Genomic DNA, 19,322 nt, shown 5'->3' on the forward strand with positions numbered 1-19,322 from the left:
CTATCCCCGCCGATCTATCCTGGACGGGTGGCACAGCTCAGGATCGCGCTCGCGCAGGTGAACTCGACCGTCGGCGACCTCGACGGCAACGCCGGCACAGTCGTGGAATGGGCCCGGCGCGCCGCCGACGCCGGCGCGCACCTGGTCGCCTTCCCCGAGATGATGCTGACCGGCTACCCGGTGGAGGACCTCGCGCTCCGCGCGTCCTTCGTCGAGGCGTCCCAGACCGCTCTCGAACGACTCGCCCGGCGGCTCGCCGACGAAGGCCTCGGCGACCTGCCGGTCATCGTCGGCTACCTCGACCGGCGGACGGTCGGGCTCGTCCGCCCCGGGCAGCCCGCCGGCTCGCCGCTGGACGGTGCCGCCTGGCTGCACGGCGGCGAGGTGCTGGTCCGCTCGGCCAAGCACCACCTCCCGAACTACGGCGTGTTCGACGAGTACCGGATCTTCGTGCGCGGCGACCGGCTGCCGGTCGTCCGCGTGCACGGCGTCGACGTCGCCACCGCCATCTGCGAGGACCTCTGGCAGGACGGCGGCCCGGTCAGCGTCGCGGCGGCCGCGGGCGCCGGGCTGCTCCTGTCCATCAACGCCTCCCCCTACGAGCGCGACAAGGACGACACCCGCCTCGACCTGTGCGCCCGCCGCGCCCGCGAGGCCGGCTGCGCCCTCGCCTACGTCAACCTCGTCGGCGGCCAGGACGAGCTGGTCTTCGACGGCGACTCGGTCATCGTCGGCTCGGACGGGTCGCTCCTCGCCCGCGCCCCCCAGTTCACCGAACACCTCCTCGTCGCCGACCTCGCGCTGCCCGCCGCGGCCCCGTCCCCCGCACCGGCCCACGGCACCCCCGTGGACGCGCTGGACGGCACGACGATCACCATCGACCGGCACGTCCTGTCCACCGGCCCGGTGCCCGCCTACCCGGTCGAGCCGCAGACCGTCGCCGAGCCGCTGGACGACCTCGCCGAGGTGTACGCGGCACTCGTCCTCGGCACCCGCGACTACGTCCGCAAGAACGGCTTCCGCTCGGTCGTCCTCGGCCTGTCGGGCGGCATCGACTCGGCCCTAGTCGCGACGATCGCATCCGACGCGATCGGCCCGGAGAACGTCCACGCCATCCTCCTCCCCAGCCGCTATTCCTCCGAAGGGTCAGTGGTGGACGCCGAGGAACTGGTCAAACGGCAGGGCATCAACTCCCGCACGGTCCCCATCGCCCCCATGGTCGAGGCGTTCGAGACCCAGCTCGACCTGCACGGGCTCGCCGCCGAGAACCTCCAGGCCCGGATCCGCGCGAACGTCTGGATGGCCCTGTCGAACGAGCACGGCCACCTGGTCCTGACCGGCGGCAACAAGAGCGAACTGGCCACCGGCTACTCGACCCTCTACGGCGACTCCGCGGGCGGCTTCGGCCCCATCAAGGACGTCTTCAAGCTCACCGTCTGGGACCTCGCCCGCTGGCGCAACACCCAGGCCGGCAAGAGCACCCCGTTCCTGCACCCCTTCGCGGAGGAGCCCATCCCCGAGGCGATCCTCGTCAAGGAGCCGTCGGCCGAGCTGCGCCCGGGCCAGCGCGACGTCGACAGCCTGCCCGAGTACAGCGCCCTAGACCCCATCCTCACCGACTACGTCGAACGCGACATGGGCCGCGAAGCCCTGATCGCCACCGGCCACGACGCCGCGCTGGTGGACCGCATCATCCGCCTGGTCGACCTGGCCGAGTACAAGCGCCGCCAGTACCCGCCCGGCCCGAAGATCACCCCAAAGAACTTCGGCCGAGACCGCCGCCTCCCCATCACCAACCGCTGGCGCGAGAGGTAAGCCCTACTACTCCCTGTGGTGGTTCTCGCCGGGCCAGGCCTCGCCGGGCCAGCCGGGGACCTGTTCCGAGGCGTCCGGATCGACGCCGGGGACGATCTGCTCGCACCAGACGACCTTGCCGGCGGCGGTGCGGCGGGAGCCCCAGCGGTGCGCGAGCTGGCTGACGACGAGGAGGCCGCGGCCGTTCTCGTCGTCGTCCTCGGCACGGCGGAGGCGGGGCAGCGCGGCGGACCGGTCCAGCACCTCGCAGACGAGAGTGCGTTCGAAGAGGAGACGCAACTCGATCGGGCCGGGGGCGTAGCGGAGCGCGTTGGTGATCAGCTCCGACGCCAGCAGCTCGGTCGTGTAGGCGAGCTCCTCCAGGCCCCAGTCTTCCAGGCGGCTGCTGACCAGGCCGCGGGCGCGGCGGACGGCGGCCGGGTCGGCGGGCAGCGTCCAGGAGGCGTAGCGGTCCTCGGGCAGGCGGCGGAGCCGGGCGATGAGGACGGCGATGTCGTCGCGGTGCTGGTCGGCGTACACGCCGGCGAGGGTGGCCTTGGCCAGGTCTTCCATGGAGTGGCCGACGGAGCCGGGGCCGAACACGGTCTGGAGGCGGGCGAGGCCGTCGTCGATGTCGCGGCCGCGGTTCTCGACCAGGCCGTCGGTGTAGATGACGAAGAGGCTGCCGTCCTCGACGGTGAACTCGCGGCTCTCGATCGCGGAGCCGCCCGCGACGCCGAGCGGCGGCGCGGGCGGGACCTTCAGGTACTCGTTGTCGCCGTTCGGTCCGGCGAGCAGCGGCGGGAGGTGGCCGGCGGACGCGATCTCGATCGTGCCGGTGGTCGCGTCGTACACCGCGTACACGCAGGTGGCGAAGTGCGGTTCCTGCTCGCCGAGCTCGATCATGAGCTCGTGCATGACGTGCAGGGCCTCGGCGGGCGGGAGCTCCAGGTTCGCGAGCGTGTGCAGGGCGGTGCGGAGGCGTCCCATGGTGACGGCGGCGCGGACACCGTGCCCGGCGACGTCCCCGACGATCAGGGCGACGCGGGCGCCGGGCAGCGCGATCGACTCGTACCAGTCGCCGCCGACCTCGACGAGCTTGCTGCCGGGCAGGTAGCGGTGCCTGACCTCGACGGACGACGGCGCCGACAGCCGGTTCGGCAGCAGGCTGCGCTGCAGCGCGAGCGCGGTGGCGCGCTCGCGGCTGAACAGCCGCGCGTTGTCGATCACGATCGCGGCGCGGGTGGCGAACTCCATGCCGATCTCGACGTCGTAGGCGTCGAACTTGCGGAACCCGGGGACGCGGGTGCAGGCGAGGAACCCGAGCAGGGTGTCGCGGGCGATCATGGGCAGCAGCACCATCGACACGCCGGACAGCAGCTCCCCGGCGGGGCGGCGGCGCCACAGCCGGCCGATCTCGGACGCCTCGTCCACGTCGATGTTCGGCAGGTGGACGGGCCGCGCCGTGTCCATGACCTGCCGGTACGGGGTGCCCTCGGGGAACACCAGCACCTCGCCGACGGGGAACGTCGACGTCCATGCCGCGTTCCCGTCGTCGGAGGTGACGGCGATGCGGCGCAGCACGGCGGACCCGGACTCGGCGTGCACCTCGTCGGCGGCGACGAGGCTCTCCAGCACCAGCACCGACGCGGCGTTGCAGTAGTGCGGGACGACGACGTCGACGAGCCCGCGGGCGGACTGGTCGAGGTCGAGGGACGCGCCGAACCGGGTGAGCTGGTCGTCCATGAGCGCCCGCCGCATGAGCGCCGGGTCTTGGTAGCGCTCGCTCGGCGGGAGCGCGACCCGGACGAACAGCAGCGTCGTGGCCGCGCCCTCGGAGTCGCCGCCGACGAGGGGCTGCGCGGTCACCACGGCCTCGGTGGACGTGCCGTCGCCGCGCATCACGGTGATGACGCCGTTGCGCTCCTGCCCGGCGTCGCCCGCCTCCAGCAGCGTTTCGAGTTCGGCCTTGGCCTCGTCCCCCACCAGCTCGATGGTGGAGTGGCCGATCAGGTCCTCGGCGGCCCGGCCGAGGACGGCTCTCGCGTTCGGTCCGCATTGCACGATCCGCCGGGAACCGTCGATGCCCAGGACGAGCGTCCGGGACGCGGAATCGGTTGCGGGCGCTTCGCCTCGCGGCGCCATGACGGATCTCACCTGACGCGCTCCCAGACAGCCGGTCGTATCAGCACTATCCAGGGACAGTATGGGGCATGACACCGTTTCAAGGGGAGAAGATCACGCTTACCACGTCGAAATCCCTGCGGTATATGCCCCCCTCGGCCACATTCCGGGCACTGGGGCGTCTGTTCTGAACGTCACACCCTCCTCCGCAGCCCCCTCCGCCAGGCATCGCGGGCCCTCCGGGAGGCACCGCGGGGGCCTTTCTGGGAATTGCGGGGACTACCCGAATCGTTTCCAAAGTGGCACGATCGGTTCCGTCTGGGTACGCCACCGTGGCGCCTCAAGACCGGAGGTTCTCGCATGTCTTCTTCTGTCGCACCCCCCGCGCAGCCGACCGCACTGTACGGCGGTACGAGCGGGCGAAGGGTGACCGTACGCGACATCGCCGCCGCCAAGCAGCGGCACGAGAAGTGGCCGATGCTCACCGCCTACGACGCGCTCACCGCGCGGATCTTCGACGAGGCCGGAATCCCGGTCCTGCTCGTCGGCGACTCCGCCGCGATGGTCGTGTACGGCTACGACTCGACGATCCCCGTCACCGTGGACGATCTGATCCCGCTCACCGCGGCCGTCGTCCGCGGCTCCAAACGCGCCATGGTCGTCGCCGACCTGCCGTTCGGCTCCTACCAGACGGGCGTGCCCGAGGCGCTCGCCGCCGCGACGCGGTTCCTCAAGGAGACCGGCGCGCACGCGGTGAAGCTGGAGGGCGGCCGCCGGATCCTCCCGCAGGTCGAGGCGATGGTCGCCGCGGGCATCCCGGTGATGGGCCACCTCGGCCTCACCCCCCAGTCGGTGAACGCCTTCGGCGGCTACCGGGTGCAGGGCCGCGGCCAGGACGGCGAAGAGCTCATGGCGGACGCGAAGGCCCTCGAAGCGGCGGGCGTGTTCTCCGTCGTCCTCGAATGCGTGCCCGAGGACCTCGCGGCGCGGGTCACCTCGTCGCTGTCGGTCCCGACGATCGGGATCGGCGGCGGCAACCAGACCGACGCGCAGGTCCTCGTCTGGCAGGACATGGCCGGGCTCACGCCGCACACGGCGAAGTTCGTCAAGAAGTTCGCGGACATGAACACGCTGCTCGGCGAGGCCGCCCGCACCTACGCCGACGAGGTCGTGAGCGGCGTCTACCCGGCGCCGGAGCACACCTACCGCTGACCCACGGCCGGCCCCGTCCTCAGTGGTCGGGGTCGGCGCGGGCCAGATCCGCCCGGGCGGCCTCACCGTGGCCGCCCTCGCGGATCTGGCCGTCGCGGGGCGCGGGGACGCGGCGCGCGTCCGGGTCGTCCGACATGATCTCGGAGCGGAGCGTGTCGACCGCCGACCGCAGCACGTCGGGTCCGGCGACGTTCATGAGCAGCAGCCCGAGGTTGAGGGCCATCTGGCCGTCGGTCATCTCGCTGCCGGCGAGGGCGTCGACGGCGGTGCGCAGGTCGGCCTGGTCTTCGGCGGACACGTTCTGCAGCAGCCCGAGGCAGTAGGTCGGCAGCGCGAGCCTGGACTTGGCGAACGACACGCCCCGCATGATCTCGCCCGCCTCGTGCGCGCGGGTCTTGGCCTGCATCCGGTCGACGCCGCGGTCGGCGGCGGCGAGCAGCGAGGTCAGCAGCGTGCTCGGCCCGACCGCGACGTCCTCGTCGCCGACCCGGACGGTGAAGATCGCGCTGCGGAACACCATCATCGAGCCGAAGCTCGCCACCAGCACCTGCGTGGCGGCGACGACGTCCGGGGACTGGACGCCGAACCGCCAGTCGAACGTGTGCAGGGCCAGCAGCGAGCCCGCGCCCGCCGTCCCGTTGATCAGCACGTACGCCCAGGTGCTCGGCACCCGGACGAGCGTGGTGGGCCGGTCCCGGTACCGGCTGACGAGCTCGGCGATACCGACGAGACAGCTCAGCGAGACAGCGACGACATAACCGACCATCAGGGGGCGTTCACTCCTCGGTCAGCCTGACGATCTCGTCGATCTCGCGCTCGACGGAGACCAGGCCGCGAGTGCGCAGCGCGTCGACCGCGTTCGCGACCTCCAGCAGCCCGAGCCGCGTCGCGTGGTGGATCTGCTCCAGTGACATCGGCCCCTGCGCCGCCTTCAGCTGGGCCAGGACGCGCCTGCGCGCGTCATCCGCGTCCGGCCGCTCACCGGCCGCGCCGGGCTGGGTGCCGGGCGCGCGGCGGTACTCGCCGGTGTCGGACCGGGCCGCCTCCCCGTCCCGCCTCGACGGGGCGAGGAACGCGCTCCATGGGTCCGCCGACCGGTTCTCCCTCATATCCACCCCGCTTGGAGTCGACCCGATCATATGCCAGTAATCGGACGCGCCAGGGGCCTGAATCGCTCCCTGAAATGTCAGGAATCCGACTCTTCGCGGCGATCGACGGCCTGGCGCAGCCGGGGTAGGGAACGTGCCACGATCAGCCGGTCGCCGGGCCTGATCGGCGAGCAGTCCGGGTCGTCGAAGGTGAGCGCGCGGCCGTCGCGCACGACCGCCAGCACCGGCTCGGTGACCTCGCCGATCGGGCGGCCGACCTCGTCCGGGGCGGCGTCCCGCTCGGCCAGGTCGAGGCCGCTGCCGTGCTCGATCAGGTCCGCGAGGACGTCGCCGACGTGCGGGCGGCTGGTGGACACGCCGAGCAGCCGGCCCGCCGCCTCCGACGACGTCACGACCCGGTCGGCGCCGCTCTGCCGCAGCAGCGAGGCGTTCTCCGACTCGCGCACCGCCGCCTGGATCCGCGCGGACGGGTTCAGCTCCCGCGCGGTCAGGGTGATCAGCACCGCGGCGTCGTCCCGGTCGGCCGCCACCACGATCTCCCTGGCCAGCGGCACCGCCGCCCGCCGCTGCACCACGTTGCGGGACGCGTCGCCGACGATGCCGGCGATCCCGGCGGCGGCCGCCTCCTCGACGGCCTTCGGGTCGGGGTCCACCACGACGATCGACTCCCGGTCGACGCCGGTGCGGAGCAGCGTCTCGATGGCGCTGCGGCCCTTCGTGCCGTAGCCGGCCACCACGATGTGGTCGCGCACGCGATTCCTCCAGCGGGCCTGGCGCCACTCCTCGCGGGTGCGCTGGGCGAGCACCTCGAGGGTCGTGCCCACGAGGACGATGATGAACAGCACCCGGACGGGCGTGACGAAGACGATGTTGACCAGCCGGGCGCTGGCGCTGACGGGCGTGATGTCGCCGTACCCGGTGGTGGTGATGGTCACGGTGGCGTAGTAGAAGGCGTCCAGCAGGGAGAGGGGCCCGCCCGCGCTGTCGCGGTACCCGCCGCGGTCGGCGTAGACGACCACCACGACGGCGATGAGCAGCGCGACCGCGAAGACGACCCGCTGCGTGACCGCGCGCAGCGGGCTGCGGCGGACCGAGGGCAGCAGGAGGCGCGGCGGCCGCACCGCCTCCACCGCCCGCGGATCGTTCTTCATCGGGCGGGCTTCAGACGTCGGTGACGCGCAGGCCCGCGTGGGCCTTGTAGCGGCGGTTGATCGAGATGAGGTTCGCGGTGAGCGCCTCGATCTGGTGGGCGTTGTGCAGCCTGCCGCCGTAGATGCCGCGCATGCCGGAAATGCGCCCGGCGAGGGCCTGGACGAGGTCGGTCGCCTCCCGGTCGTCGCCGAGGACGAGGACGTCCAGCTCCATCCCCTCCACCCCGGGGTCGAGCAGCAGCTTGGCGGAGACGTGGTGGAACGCCGCGACGACCCGGCTGTCCGGCAGGACGGCGGCGGCCTGCTGGGCGGCGCTGCCCTCCTCGACGGGCAGCGCGAACGCGCCCTTGCCCTTCTCGAAGCCGAGCGGGTTCACGCAGTCGACGACGATCTTCCCGGCGAGCTCGGCGCGCAGCGACTCCAGCGTGGCCTTGTGGCCCTCCCACGGCACCGCGACGATCACGACGTCGGATTCTCCGGCGGCCACCGGGTTCTCCGCGCCGGAGACCGGCAGGTCCGCGTCCTGCCCGCCGGCGAGGTCGTCGGCGGCGGCCTGGGCGCGGTCCGCCTTGCGCGAGCCGATCGTGACCCGGTGCCCGGCGAGCGCGAACCTCCGGGCGAGCCCCTTGCCCTGGTCTCCGGTGCCGCCGAGGATGCCGATCGACAGGCCGCTCACGTCAGGGAGGTCAAAGGGCGCCTTGCGCTGCTGCTCAGTCATGCCGCCGAGTCTGCCAGGCGGGTTCCGGGGCGGCGCGCCCCGGGCTCCTCCCCCGCATCCCGGAAGACACTCACCCGGGGCGCCGCGTGGGGCACCATGGTTCCCGTGGACGCCGAGCAGATCGTCATGTTGCGCGAGGTCCTGTCGACGACGGGCTGGCTGGAGCGGACCGAGGAGTTCGGCCGCGCGCTGCGGGTCACGTCCCGGACGCCGGGCGGGCTGCTGCTCGTCGGCACCCCCGCCGGCGAGCCGTGGCATCTCGCCGCGCATCTGGACGACGAGAGCCGCCTGGCCGACGTTCCCGGCCTCGCGCCGACGCTGGTGCGCTGGAAGCCGCCCGCGGACGCGCCCGCGCACCTGCGGGTCGGGCTGGAGCGGCTGGAGGCGGCCCGGCGCGGCGAGACGCTGTTCGTCGTCGCCGAGGAGGACGCGCCCGTCCCGCTGCTGGAGCGGGTGGACGACGCGCGCCGCGTCGGGGCGACCGTCCTCGCCCTGGACGGGGGCGACCGCGAGCTGCGAAGCCTGGCCCACGAGGCGCTGACCGTCCCGCCGGACGCGGCGCTCATCTCCTTCGACGGCGCGCAGCACCTGGTCAGCGCGGCCGCCGGGCAGGAGCCGGCGCGGAGCCCGCGCGGGCTCCGCCGCCGGCTCGCCAAGCTCCTCGACGCGGTGTCGGGCCCCGTCGTCGAGTAGGTCGCTCAGTCGGCGTCGTTCTGCCTGCGCCATGCCTCGTTGCGTTCGCGGGCCAGGGCGAGGGCGTTCGCGGCGGCGCTCTCGGACTCGTAGGGGCCCATGCGGTCCTTGCCGGGGCAGCCGGGCCCGTGCTCGACCTTCATGTGCTTCAGGCAGAACCACCAGTCACCATCGTCACCGGCCATCGGGCGCTCCTCTCGATCTTGCGCTCGCACGGGATTCGATGCCCCGATCCCGCTCACTACACTCATCACTATGACGACCCAGCTTCTCCGGCCCGGACACGTTTCCCCCATGCGCAAGGTCCCGGCGAGCATTCCGCGGCCCGAGTACGTGGGAAAGAAGCGTCCGAAGACCGGCGAGGCCGACGTCAAGACGCCCGAGATCATCGAGCGGATGCGGGTGGCGGGCAGGATCGCCGCGCAGGCGCTGGAGGAGGTCGGCAAGCACGTCCGGCCGGGCGTCACGACCGACGAGCTGGACGTCATCGGGCACGAGTTCCTCCTCGACCACGGCGCCTACCCGTCCACGCTCGGGTACCGCGGGTTCCCGAAGTCGCTGTGCACCTCGATCAACGAGGTGATCTGCCACGGCATCCCCGATGACACCGTGTTGCGCGACGGCGACATCGTCAACGTCGACATCACCGCGTTCATCGGCGGCGTGCACGGCGACACCGACGCGACGTTCCTGTGCGGCGACGTCGACGAGGAGTCGCGGCTGCTGGTGGAGCGCACGCACGAGGCGATGATGCGCGGCATCCGGGCGGTGCAGCCGGGCCGGGCGCTGAACGTGATCGGACGGGTCATCGAGTCGTACGCGAAGCGGTTCGGGTACGGCGTCGTCCGCGACTTCACCGGGCACGGGATCGGCACCACGTTCCATTCGGGGCTGGTCGTCCCGCACTACGACGACCCGGGCGCCACCACGCTCATCGAGCCGGGGATGACGTTCACGATCGAGCCGATGCTGACGCTCGGCACCCACGAGTACGACATCTGGAAGGACGGCTGGACGGTCGTCACCAAGGACCGCAGGCGGACGGCCCAGTTCGAGCACACGCTGCTGGTGACGGAGAGCGGCCACGAAATCCTCACCCTGCCGTGACAGACCTCTTGATCTAGAGTCCGATTCGTCCCACATCCGGCCGGGAGACCCTCTAGAGATGAACGCCCCAGCGCCGTACGAGCCGAGGGTTCCGTCCGACAGCATGCCACCGGGGCGCGCGGCGCTCAGCGTCACGTGGGCGGCGCTGCCCTTCCTGACGCTCGGCTACGCCACGCCGTTCACGTTCGCGGCGGCGGCGCTGTGGCGGCGCAGCGCGCATCTGCTGATCTCCTCGGCCGCCTATATCGGCGTGTTCACGCTGATGCTGTTCCTGCTGCCCGACATCGGCAAGGACGACGGCGCCGAGCGAACGGTCGGGGTGCTGCTGTTCGTCCTCGCGGTGGTCGGCTGCGCGCACGCGTTCATCATCCGCCGCCGCGTGTTCGACCCGCACGGGCTGTCGGCGGTCGACAACGAGGCGGTCGTGGAGCGGGTGAAGCGGCAGCGGCTGCTGCGCGACAAGGCGCGGGAGCTGGCCGCCGCCGACCCGGGCCTGGCCAGGGAGCTGCGGATCGGGCGCCCCGACCTGCCGCGCCAGTACAACGACGGCGGGCTCGTCGACGTCAACCACGCGCCGGCGGAGGCGCTCACGCTGCTGCCCGGCGTCACGCCCGACCTGGCGGCGCGGATCGAGCGGGTGCGGGCCGAGGCGGGTGGGTTCATGTCGGCCGAGGAGCTGTCCGCGGTGGCGGGGCTGCCGCCCGACCTCACCGGCGACCTCGCCGACTACGCCGTCTTCATCCGCTGATCGCGGGTACGAATCGGGCGTGACCCCGAAGAAGCAGCGCAAAGGCGGCGACGACCGGCTCGCCGAGTACCGGGGCAAGCGCGATGCCGGGCGAACGCCGGAACCCGTCCCCCAGGAGAAGGCCGTCCCCCACGGTGACGACGACACGTTCGTCGTCCAGGAGCATCACGCGAGCAGCCTGCACTGGGATCTGCGCCTCGAACGCGACGGCGTGCTCGTGTCGTGGGCCGTCCCGAAGGGCCTGCCGTGGAGCCCGGACACCAACCACCTCGCCGTCCACACCGAGGACCATCCGCTGGAGTACGCGACGTTCGAGGGCGAGATCCCGCGCGGCGAGTACGGCGCCGGGACGATGACGATCTGGGATCGCGGGACGTACGAGACGGAGAAGTGGTCCGAGCGCGAGGTGAAGTTCGTGCTCCACGGGTCGCGGGTGTCCGGCCGGTACGTGCTGTTCAGGACGCGCGGCAAGAACTGGATGATCCACCGGATGGACCCGCCCGCCGACCCCGACGCCGAGCCGCTGCCGGACTCGCTCACGCCGATGCGCCCGGTCGGGAAGACGCGGCTGCCGCGTGACCAGAAGGCGTGGGGCTTCGAGTTCGCGTGGGGCGGCCGGCGGATGCCCGCCTACGTCGAGGGCGGCCGGACGCGGTTCACCGACGACCGGGGCCGCGCGGTCGACGGGCCCGGCGGGCTGGGCGGCCCGCTCGGCGCCTCGCTGGGCGCCCGGCCCGTGCTGCTGGACGGGGAACTCGCCGTCCTGGAGGGCCGCGAGATCTACATGATCTACGACCTGCTGCATCTCGACGGGCATCCGCTGCTGGACGTCCCGTACCGGGAGCGCCGGGAGCGGCTCGACGAGCTGTGCCTGTCGGGGCCCCGGTGGCAGACGGCGCCGTGGTTCCCCGGCGACGGCGACGCCGTCCGCGCGGCCGCCGCCGATCAGGGGCTGCCGGGTGTCGTCGCCAAGCGGCTGGACTCGCCCTACGGGCCCGGCGAGGAGTCCGGCGACTGGCGCTTGGTCCCCGCCGGGCCCTCAGGGTCCTAGTAGGCGACGGTGATCCGGCGGTGGACGGCCTGGTTCTTCTCCAGCTCGTCCACCAGCGCGACGGCGTAGTCCTCGGCGCTGATGAGGCTGTTGCCGTCGGCGTCCGTGAGCAACCGGTCGCCGCCCAGCCGGAACACGCCGCTGCGCTCGCCGGGCTCGACGATCGCGGCGGGCGAGAGATAGGACCAGTCGAGGTCGGCGGCCTCGGCCCGGACGACCTCCAGCAGCTCGGCCTGCGCGAGGGCCTCGCCCTTGTGCGCGGCGGGGAACTCGGGGGTGTCGACGACCCGGACGCCGGGCGCGACCTCCAGGCTTCCCGCGCCTCCCACCACCGCCAGGCGGCGGACGCCCGCCTGCCGCAGCCCGTCGAGCACGCCGCGTCCGGCGGCCAGCAGCGGCGCGATCGGGTCCGTCCCGTCGCGGGGCGGCGCGATCGCGAGAACGGCGGCGTCGTGGCCCTTGGCGAGCCCGGCGATCGCCGAAGCGTCCGACGCGTCGGCCCGCACCGTGCCGCCGTTCCCGCTGCGGGTGACGCCGGTGACCTCGTGGCCGCGGCGGAGCGCCTCGTCGGCGACGCGGCGCCCGATCATTCCGGTCGCGCCGATCAGCAGAATCCTCATGGTGACTCCTCCAACGTTCGTGAACGTCGTTTCGCCAAGGACGGTATCCATCGGATACTGGTTACTTCAAAGATCCATTGGTACCATTCGGAAACCATGAAGGGCAACGCGTTCGACCCCGACTGCCCGACCCGGCTCGTCCTGGACCGCATCGGGGACAAATGGTCCGTGCTGGTCGTGCTCAGCCTGAGCGACGGGCCGCGCCGCTTCACGCAGCTCCGCGACGGGATCGGCGGCGTGACCCCGAAGGTCCTCACCCAGACGCTCCGCGCGATGGAGCGCGACGGCCTCCTCACCCGGACGGTCTTCGCCCAGGTCCCGCCCCGGGTCGAGTACGCGCTGACGCCGCTGGGGCAGTCCCTCCAGACCCCGATCGAGGCCATCGCGGCGTGGGCGGAGGAGAACGTCGAGGCCGTCGTCGCGGCCCGCGAGCAGGCCCCCGCCTGACCCGGAACCGGGGCGGCCCATTTCGCATCAAATGGGCGTACTGCCAGCTTCGGCGCGTCGCCGTTGAAACCGTTCGCTAGCGGGCTAGAGTCCCGCTCTGGAACGGGCGGCGGGATGCGCTGAGAGGCGGGGGATCGGGCACATGATGGGCAGGACGCACGCTCTCAGCGGCGCGCTGGCATGGTTGTGCGCCGTGCCGGTGATCGCCCAGGAGCGGCTGCTCGGCGACTACGCGGTGTCGCTGTCGGCGGAGCAGGTCGCGGCGGGCGCGGTGGTGTGCGCGGGCGCGGCGATCCTGCCTGACATCGACCATCACAACGGGCGCATCGCCAACACGTTCGGGCCGATCACGCAGCACATGTGCAAGTGGATCGGGAAGCTCTCGGGCGGGCACCGGCAGGCGACCCATTCGCTCCTGTTCGCGGTCGCCATGGGCCTGGCGATGGACATGCTCGCGACCCACTACGTCTACGCGTGGTGGGCCTGCCTGTTCATGATCGTCGGGCTGGGGTTGCGCGGCGTCGGGCTGGACTTCGAGGGCAAGGAGCCCCAGTCGGCGCTCGCCGACTGCGCGCTCGCCCTCGCCGCGGTGTGGCTGATGCACAACATCGACATGAGCTTCGTCGGGTTCGCGGTGGGGCTCGGCTGCTTCGCGCACGTCGTCGGCGACTGCCTGACACCGCGGGGCTGCCCGGTGTTCTGGCCGCTGCCGTACCGGATCGACGTCCCCGTCATCCCGAGGACGGACGGCAAGGTGGAGCGGTGGGTCGTGATGCCCGTCCTCAGCCTCGGCATCGCCGTCCTCGCCGTCCGCTCCGTCCTCGGCGACGTCACCACCCAGTGGCTCACCCGGGGCTGAGCGGCCCGCCCGGGAGCCCTCGGGCCAGGGCCAGGTCAGTCGACTAGATCCCCGAACATGGCGCAGGTCAGCGTCATCGAGACGTTCGGATGCTCGCCGTACCACCCGACGAGCACGACCCGCTTCACCCCCGGCACGGCCTGCGCCGTGCACGCGAGCTGCCCCAGCGCGGGCCGCGGCCACCGGCCGACGTTCCCGCCGTCCTGCCCCGGCCCCTCGATCAACTCGACGGTGAGCCGGCCCGCCGGGCCGTCCGGCCTGACCAGCATCTCCTGCGCGGCCGGCACCTCGGTGCGCAGCCCGGTGCGGCGCTCCTGGGCGGTGACCGGGACGCCGAGCTGGGTGATGCCCAGATACGGGTGCCCCGGGAGGCCGGGCCGCACGACCGGCACCAGCCGGCCGTCCCGTACCAGGTAGACCGTGATGTCGGCGGCCTTCCCCGCCGCGATCGGCAGGTCGCCCGCGCTGATGATCCCGGTCGGCCGGACGCCGAGCCCCGGCATCACCGGCGCGGCGAGCGCCGCCAGCGCGACGGTCGCCGCGAACAGGCTCCGCACCGGGCCGGACGCCCTCGGCCGCCCCCTCCCCCTCACGGGGTCTCCCCCTCCCCTTCACCGGGCGGCCGGCCTGGCAGCCAGAGCGTGAACACCGCGCCGCCGTCCGCGCCGTTGGCGGCCGTGAGGGTTCCTCCGTGCAGCACGGCGTTCTCCTTCGCGATGGACAGCCCGAGGCCGCTGCCATCGCTGCGCGAGCGCGCCGCGTCGGACTTGACGAACCGGTCGAACACGACGTCGACCAGGTCGGCGGGCAGGCCGGGGCCGCGGTCGGTGACGGCGACGGTCACGCCGGCGACGCCGCTCCGCTCCGCCGGCCCGAACCGCACCGCGACCGGCGGGCGGCCGTGCCGGAGCGCGTTCCCGACCAGGTTGGCGATGACGACGTCGAACCGTCTCGGGTCCAGCCGGACGAACAGGTCCGGCGGTCCGTGCACGGCGACGTCGCCGCGCCAGCCGCGCGCCTCCAGGGTCCCGGCGACCGCTGCCGCGACGCTCACCTCGTCGAGGACGAGCGCGGCGGCCCCGGCGTCGAAGCGGCTGATCTCGATCAGGTGCTCCACCAGCCGCCCGAGCCGCCGGGTCTCGCCCGCGACGAGCCGCGCCGCGGCGCCGTTCTCGTCGGCGGCGTGCTCCGCCAGCAGGTCGGTCACGGCGATCATCGAGGTCAGCGGGGTGCGCAGCTCGTGGGACACGTCGGCGACGAAGCGGCGGGACGCGGCCTCCATCGCGCGCAGGTCCGTCACCATCCGCTCCAGCGCCTCGGCGGTGCGGTTGAAGGTGCGGGCCAGGTCGGCCAGCTCGTCGTCGCCGCGCACGTCCACCCGGGTCTCCAGCTCGCCCTCCCCGAGGGCCCTGGCCGCGGCGCCGAGGCGGCGCACCGGCCGCAGCACGCCGCCGGTCGCGAGCAGCGCGAACCCGATCGCCGACACCAGCGCCAGCGCGTCCGCGATCAGCAGCACGCGGGTGAACTGGCGCAGGTCCGCGGCCTCCCGGGCGAGGCTCGCGGAGACGAACACCATCGGCGGCGTCGTCCGCCACGGCTCGTCAACCGTGGTCCGGAACCCGGTGGCGCGCGCGCCGACGAGCAGGTAGGGCGTGCCGTTCCGGACGACGCGCTGGAAGACGACGCCGCGGACCGCGCGCCGGGCGAACTCCCGGGTGACGGGCACGTCCAGAGAGCCTGGGGGCGGCAGCTCGAGCGCGCCGTCCAGCGCGAGCGGCACCGCGACGGCCTTGCGCCCGGGAGCGGCGCCGAGGGCCTCCTCCAGCTGGCCGCGGACCAGGTACGCCGAGTCCGGCGGCAGCAGGGGCGGGATCTGCCGGGCGAGGGTCTCGCGCACCTCGGTCAGCACCGCGTCCTGGGCGCGCTGCAGCATCACCCGCCTGAGCAGGACGTAGGAGATGCCGGACGCCATCAGCGCGGCCAGCATCGCGACCGCGACGAACGCCGCCGCGAGCCGGACCCGCAGCCCGGGGAACGGGCGCGCCGCCCCGGTGGCGGTGCCCCCGCTCACGGCGCGTTGAACCGGTAGCCGAAGCCCCGGACGGTCTCGATCAGCCGCGGCTCGGCGGGCTCGTCCTCGATCTTCGCGCGGACGCGCTGGACGCAGGCGTCCACGAGCCGCGAGTCGCCGGGATACGTGTGCTCCCACACCTCCGACAGCAGGTGCTGCCGGGTGAGGGCCTGGCCCGGCCGCCGCGCCAGCTCCAGCAGGAGCCGCAGCTCGGTCGGGGTGAGGCGCAGGTCGGTCCCGGCCTTGGTCACCTTCAGCGAGGCCCGGTCGATGACGAGGTCGCCGTACACCGACCGGTCGACGCGGGTGTGGTCGGCGCGGCGCAGGACGGCGCGGATGCGGGCGTCCAGCACGCGCGGCTCGACCGGCTTGACCACGTAGTCGTCGGCGCCCGCCTCCAGGCCGAGGACGATGTCGAGGTCGTCGCCGCGCGCGGTGAGCAGGATGACCGGCAGCGGGTCCTCGCGGCGGATCCGGCGGCACACCTCGATGCCGTCGATGCCGGGCAGCATGACGTCCAGGATCGCGATCTCGGGACGCCGGGCGCGCAGCGCGTCCAGCCCGTCCTCGCCGGTGGCCCGGGACGTCACCCCGTGGCCCTGGCGGGTGAGCGCCAGCTCCAGGGCGGCCCGGGCGGCGGGGTCGTCCTCGACGAAGAGAATGCTCGCCACCCCGCCAGTATCGGCCACGAATGATCAGCGATCCGGCTTTGTCACGAGATCTGGACATCGCCCGCACAAGATCATGACACTCGGGCCGGAGCGTGGGCGGCATGACCCTTGTGACCGCCCCGTCCCGCCATGACGACCCGCCCCGGCATGGTGACCCGCCGGATTCCCGGCCCGCGCGCCGGCCCGCCGTCCTGCCGTGGCTGCTGGCGGCGGGGACGGCGGCGCAGGTGATCGTGCGGCTGTGGTTCGCGCGGGCACGGACGTCCCCGGCGGCGAACCCGGACGAGACCGGCTACCTGGTGGCGGCCCGGTGGCTGGCCGGGTCGGCGGGCGGCGACCTGTCCGGGCACACCTTCTACCAGGGCGGATATCCGCTGCTGCTCGCCCCGGCGTACTGGGTCTCGCACGACCCGGTGACCGTCTACACGATCGTCATGGTGATCAACGCGGTGCTCGGCGCGGCGCTGTTCCCGCTCGGGTACGCGGCGGCGCGGCGGCTGGGGCTCGGCCGCCGGGCCGCGGCGCCCGTGGCGTTCGCGGCGGCGCTGCTGCCCGCCACGACGTTCTTCGGCGCGTTCGCGCTCGCGGACGCCGTCCTGCCCGCGCTGGTCCTGGCCTGGCTGCTGGCGCTCGACCGGTTCGTCCGGGAGGGCCGGGCCTTGGCCGCGGTGGGGGCGAGCGCGCTCGCGTCCTATGCGGCGATGGTCCATACGCGCGGGATGGTCGTCCTGGTCGTCCATGTGCTCGTGCTGGTCGGTGTGGCGGTCATGCATCGCCTGAGGGATCGGGCCGCGGTCGCGGGCGGCGCGGCCGCGCTCGCCGGGTACGCGGCGGGGGCCGCGCTGAACGGGCGGATCAAGGGCGAGATGTATCCGGGTGGCGTGCGGGATCTCGCCGCGTCGCTTGAGCTGAGGATCACCACGGTTCCGGGGCAGGAATGGGCCCTGTCGGGCGCCGCCGGGCAGGTTTGGTACCTGATCGTGTCCACGTGGGGCCTGGGCGGGGTGGGGCTGGCCGCCGTGGCGGCGGCGCTGATCCGCCGCCGGACGCCGCGTCCCGACCGGATCATGGCGGCGGCGCTGCTGGCCACGACCCTCGCGATCGCCTACGCCTCCTCGGCCGCGCTGCCGGACGAGCACCGGGTCGGGAACTTCGCCTACGGCCGCTACCTGTCGTGCCTCGCCCTCGTCTACACGCTGATCGGCGCGGCTGCGCTGGCGCGCTCTGGGCCGCGGGCGGCGATCCGCCTCGCGGCGGCGTCCCTGCTCGTGCTGGGGACCGCCGCGCTCTGGGTGACCGCCTACGCGGGCGGACGGCTCCGCACCCACACCTTCATCGCGTTCGACTTCCCCGAGACCACGTTCCTGACCGGCGACCGGACCGCGCTGCATCTGCCTACGGTGACGCTCGTCGTGGCGGGTCTGCTGTGCGGGTTCCTGGCGCTGTCCCGGCTCGGCCGGCGCCATCGTGTGATCGCCATGGCCGTCGCGCTGGCGGGGATCAACCTGGCCGCGGTGACGTTCGCGTCGGGGCCGTCACCGCGGCGGACCCGCCCGGCGCCGCCGTTCCCGGGGCCGGCGGCGGGCGGGGTCGTCGCGGACGTGTCGCTGCACTGGGCCGTGAAGAACAGGCTCATCCATCCCGTGTGGTGGACGCGCGTCGGCCGCTTCGACATCCGGGACGGCCGCCGTCCCCCGCCCGGCGTCTGCACGGTCGTGGTGCCCCTGCCGGACGGGACGGCTCCGGAGGCGTCGTGGCCCGCGCGTCCGGCGGGATGGCGGCCGCATCCGGGACGTGCCTGGTCGATCGGGTGGGTGAGCTGGCGCGACCCGTCCTGTGGCGCGGCTCAGTAGCGCGTGACCAGGGCGATGCGGTCGTGGTCGATGAGGAAGCCGTCGGAGACGAACGTGACCTCGCCGCCGTATTCGAGCGTGGTCTCGATCACGTCGTCCACGGCGTCGTCGACGACGTCCGCGCCCTTGAGGACGCCGGGCATGCCCTCCACCGGGACGAGCTCGCCCTCGGTCTTCACGGCGGGCGCGTAGTAGCCGCGCTCGACGACGAGGTGCTCGCCTCGCCCCTCCTCGACCAGCCGCGTGACCTCGCACAGGCCGCCCGCGTAGCGCTGGATGCTGCGCGCGGCCTCCAGTTCGGACAGCACGCCGACCTCGCGGAGGTCCTCGTAGGCGGCGAGCGCGGGCCCGGCCGCCGCGGCGAGCGCGCTGGGCGCGGCGCCCTCGAAGCTGCCGTCGACGCGTCCCGCCACGGTGATGTGCGGGCCGGCGACCTCGTCGAAGAACGCCTGGTGGCGGGTGACGCCCGCGACGATCAGCGGGCGGCGGTCGCGGGCCAGGACGCGGTCGAGGGCGGCGACGACGTCCCGCATGGTCTGCCTGTGGCGTTCGGCGTCGCCGCCTTGCGCCCCGCGGCGCGACTGGCGCCCGGAGCCCGCCTCGTCGAGCGGCTCCGGCTCGACGGGGAAGCCGCCGCCGGTGCGTTCGGTGAGGTCCTCACCGTGGCCGTCCCACAGGCGCGTGCGGTGGTCCGACAGCGACAGCAGCCAGTAGCGCGGGGTGCGCGTGAAGTCGGCGACGAGGTCGCGGGTGGCGAAGCCGCTGTCGACGACGACGCGCTCGTCCACGGTCTGCGCGATCGTGAAGGCGTGGTGCTCGCCGCCGGGCGCGGCGAACAGCACCAGCCCGTCGGAGGCGTGCCGCAGGTCGACCTCCCGGGCGGCGCGTTCCAGGCCGCGCAGGACGTGCTCGGCGGCGTCCGGCGCCACCAGCGCGTCGTCGTGCAGCCGCCGCCGCACCTCGGCCAGCAGGTTGCGCAGCCGGATGGGGTCCTGCCGGTTGGCCGGGACGGAGCGATGCGTCGGCATCAGCACCGAAACCGCCGGGTAGGGCCTCGGCTTGCGGAGTTCGGCCAGCGTGACGGCGTCCATGAT

At 73.3% G+C, this 19,322-nt stretch carries 20 protein-coding genes; 9 read left to right on the plus strand and 11 right to left on the minus strand.

From position 1 onward, the window contains the following. Window positions 1-27 precede the first annotated feature (27 nt). Complete coding sequence (locus ACH34S_RS15165; RefSeq protein WP_395953226.1) at window positions 28-1,815, plus strand: NAD+ synthase; 1,788 nt, start codon at window positions 28-30, stop codon at window positions 1,813-1,815. 6 nt (window positions 1,816-1,821) lie between these two features. Here ACH34S_RS15165 and ACH34S_RS15170 read toward each other — a convergent pair whose 3' ends face one another. Beyond that, complete coding sequence (locus ACH34S_RS15170; protein ID WP_395953227.1) at window positions 1,822-3,939, minus strand: SpoIIE family protein phosphatase; 2,118 nt, start codon at window positions 3,937-3,939, stop codon at window positions 1,822-1,824. 339 nt (window positions 3,940-4,278) lie between these two features. Between ACH34S_RS15170 and panB the strand changes: the two genes are divergently transcribed. Continuing rightward, a complete protein-coding gene (gene panB / locus ACH34S_RS15175) occupies window positions 4,279-5,130 on the plus strand; it encodes a 3-methyl-2-oxobutanoate hydroxymethyltransferase (protein ID WP_395953228.1) in 852 nt (283 codons plus the stop codon). Between the two features lie 19 nt (window positions 5,131-5,149). On the opposite strand, the gene ACH34S_RS15180 is transcribed toward panB, so the two are convergent. The 4 genes from ACH34S_RS15180 to npdG all read right to left on the minus strand — a co-directional run bounded on the left by ACH34S_RS15180 (window position 5,150) and on the right by npdG (window position 8,108). Next, a complete protein-coding gene (locus ACH34S_RS15180) occupies window positions 5,150-5,896 on the minus strand; it encodes a hypothetical protein (RefSeq protein WP_395953229.1) in 747 nt (248 codons plus the stop codon). Window positions 5,897-5,906: 10 nt separating this feature from the next. After that, window positions 5,907-6,239, minus strand: coding sequence for a hypothetical protein (locus ACH34S_RS15185; RefSeq protein WP_395953230.1), 333 nt, complete (start codon window positions 6,237-6,239; stop codon window positions 5,907-5,909). A gap of 77 nt (window positions 6,240-6,316) precedes the next feature. Continuing rightward, window positions 6,317-7,390, minus strand: a complete 1,074-nt coding sequence (locus ACH34S_RS15190) for a potassium channel family protein (RefSeq protein WP_395953231.1) — start codon at window positions 7,388-7,390, stop codon at window positions 6,317-6,319. 10 nt (window positions 7,391-7,400) lie between these two features. Beyond that, a complete protein-coding gene (gene npdG, locus ACH34S_RS15195) occupies window positions 7,401-8,108 on the minus strand; it encodes an NADPH-dependent F420 reductase (protein WP_395953232.1) in 708 nt (235 codons plus the stop codon). 96 nt (window positions 8,109-8,204) lie between these two features. On the opposite strand from npdG, the gene ACH34S_RS15200 reads away from it, so the two are divergent. After that, the gene (locus ACH34S_RS15200; protein WP_395953233.1) at window positions 8,205-8,801 is read left to right on the plus strand and encodes a hypothetical protein; all 597 of its coding nucleotides are present in this window, start codon (window positions 8,205-8,207) and stop codon (window positions 8,799-8,801) included. Window positions 8,802-8,806: 5 nt separating this feature from the next. On the opposite strand, the gene ACH34S_RS15205 is transcribed toward ACH34S_RS15200, so the two are convergent. Further along, window positions 8,807-8,986 carry a hypothetical protein gene (locus ACH34S_RS15205; RefSeq protein ID WP_395953234.1) on the minus strand — a complete coding sequence of 60 codons (180 nt, stop codon included), beginning with the start codon at window positions 8,984-8,986 and terminating at the stop codon, window positions 8,807-8,809. A 70-nt stretch (window positions 8,987-9,056) separates the two neighbouring features. Here ACH34S_RS15205 and map point away from each other — a divergent pair, with 70 nt between their 5' ends. Genes map through ACH34S_RS15220 form a run of 3 tightly spaced genes read left to right on the plus strand, consistent with a single transcriptional unit; the run spans window position 9,057 to window position 11,707 of the window. After that, window positions 9,057-9,908 carry a type I methionyl aminopeptidase gene (gene map / locus ACH34S_RS15210; RefSeq protein ID WP_395953235.1) on the plus strand — a complete coding sequence of 284 codons (852 nt, stop codon included), beginning with the start codon at window positions 9,057-9,059 and terminating at the stop codon, window positions 9,906-9,908. Window positions 9,909-9,966: 58 nt separating this feature from the next. Then, entirely contained in the window at window positions 9,967-10,656 is a 690-nt protein-coding gene (locus ACH34S_RS15215) for a ComEA family DNA-binding protein (protein WP_395953236.1), read from the plus strand. A 19-nt stretch (window positions 10,657-10,675) separates the two neighbouring features. Next, window positions 10,676-11,707: a DNA polymerase ligase N-terminal domain-containing protein gene (locus ACH34S_RS15220; protein WP_395953237.1), complete on the plus strand. Its 1,032-nt coding sequence runs from the start codon at window positions 10,676-10,678 to the stop codon at window positions 11,705-11,707. Here ACH34S_RS15220 and ACH34S_RS15225 read toward each other — a convergent pair. After that, window positions 11,704-12,327, minus strand: a complete 624-nt coding sequence (locus ACH34S_RS15225; RefSeq protein ID WP_395953238.1) for an NAD(P)-dependent oxidoreductase — start codon at window positions 12,325-12,327, stop codon at window positions 11,704-11,706. The genes ACH34S_RS15220 and ACH34S_RS15225 overlap by 4 nt on opposite strands. A 96-nt stretch (window positions 12,328-12,423) precedes the next feature. Between ACH34S_RS15225 and ACH34S_RS15230 the strand changes: the two genes are divergently transcribed. Together ACH34S_RS15230 and ACH34S_RS15235 are read left to right on the plus strand one after the other, a co-directional pair. After that, window positions 12,424-12,774, plus strand: a complete 351-nt coding sequence (locus ACH34S_RS15230) for a winged helix-turn-helix transcriptional regulator (protein ID WP_395953239.1) — start codon at window positions 12,424-12,426, stop codon at window positions 12,772-12,774. Between the two features lie 142 nt (window positions 12,775-12,916). Continuing rightward, on the plus strand, window positions 12,917-13,633 hold the full coding sequence (locus ACH34S_RS15235) for a metal-dependent hydrolase (RefSeq protein WP_395953240.1): 717 nt from the start codon (window positions 12,917-12,919) through the stop codon (window positions 13,631-13,633). A 35-nt stretch (window positions 13,634-13,668) separates the two neighbouring features. On the opposite strand, the gene ACH34S_RS15240 is transcribed toward ACH34S_RS15235, so the two are convergent. Genes ACH34S_RS15240 through ACH34S_RS15250 form a run of 3 tightly spaced genes read right to left on the minus strand, consistent with a single transcriptional unit; the run spans window position 13,669 to window position 16,375 of the window. Continuing rightward, the gene (locus tag ACH34S_RS15240) at window positions 13,669-14,226 is read right to left on the minus strand and encodes a hypothetical protein (protein WP_395953241.1); all 558 of its coding nucleotides are present in this window, start codon (window positions 14,224-14,226) and stop codon (window positions 13,669-13,671) included. After that, window positions 14,223-15,704, minus strand: coding sequence for an ATP-binding protein (locus tag ACH34S_RS15245; RefSeq protein WP_395953242.1), 1,482 nt, complete (start codon window positions 15,702-15,704; stop codon window positions 14,223-14,225). Before ACH34S_RS15245 ends, ACH34S_RS15240 begins: the two co-directional genes overlap by 4 nt. Continuing rightward, entirely contained in the window at window positions 15,701-16,375 is a 675-nt protein-coding gene (locus tag ACH34S_RS15250; protein WP_132174976.1) for a response regulator transcription factor, read from the minus strand. The genes ACH34S_RS15245 and ACH34S_RS15250 overlap by 4 nt, the downstream gene beginning before the upstream one ends. A 101-nt stretch (window positions 16,376-16,476) precedes the next feature. On the opposite strand from ACH34S_RS15250, the gene ACH34S_RS15255 reads away from it, so the two are divergent. Continuing rightward, window positions 16,477-18,228 (plus strand): hypothetical protein, encoded by a 1,752-nt coding sequence (locus ACH34S_RS15255; protein WP_395953243.1) that lies wholly within the window; start codon window positions 16,477-16,479, stop codon window positions 18,226-18,228. Here the strand turns inward: ACH34S_RS15255 and ACH34S_RS15260 are convergent. After that, window positions 18,222-19,319 carry a hypothetical protein gene (locus ACH34S_RS15260; RefSeq protein ID WP_395953244.1) on the minus strand — a complete coding sequence of 366 codons (1,098 nt, stop codon included), beginning with the start codon at window positions 19,317-19,319 and terminating at the stop codon, window positions 18,222-18,224. The genes ACH34S_RS15255 and ACH34S_RS15260 overlap by 7 nt on opposite strands. Window positions 19,320-19,322 lie beyond the last annotated feature (3 nt).

This window comes from Actinomadura sp. 3N508, assembly GCF_044326375.1.
Lineage (GTDB): Bacteria > Actinomycetota > Actinomycetes > Streptosporangiales > Streptosporangiaceae > Spirillospora.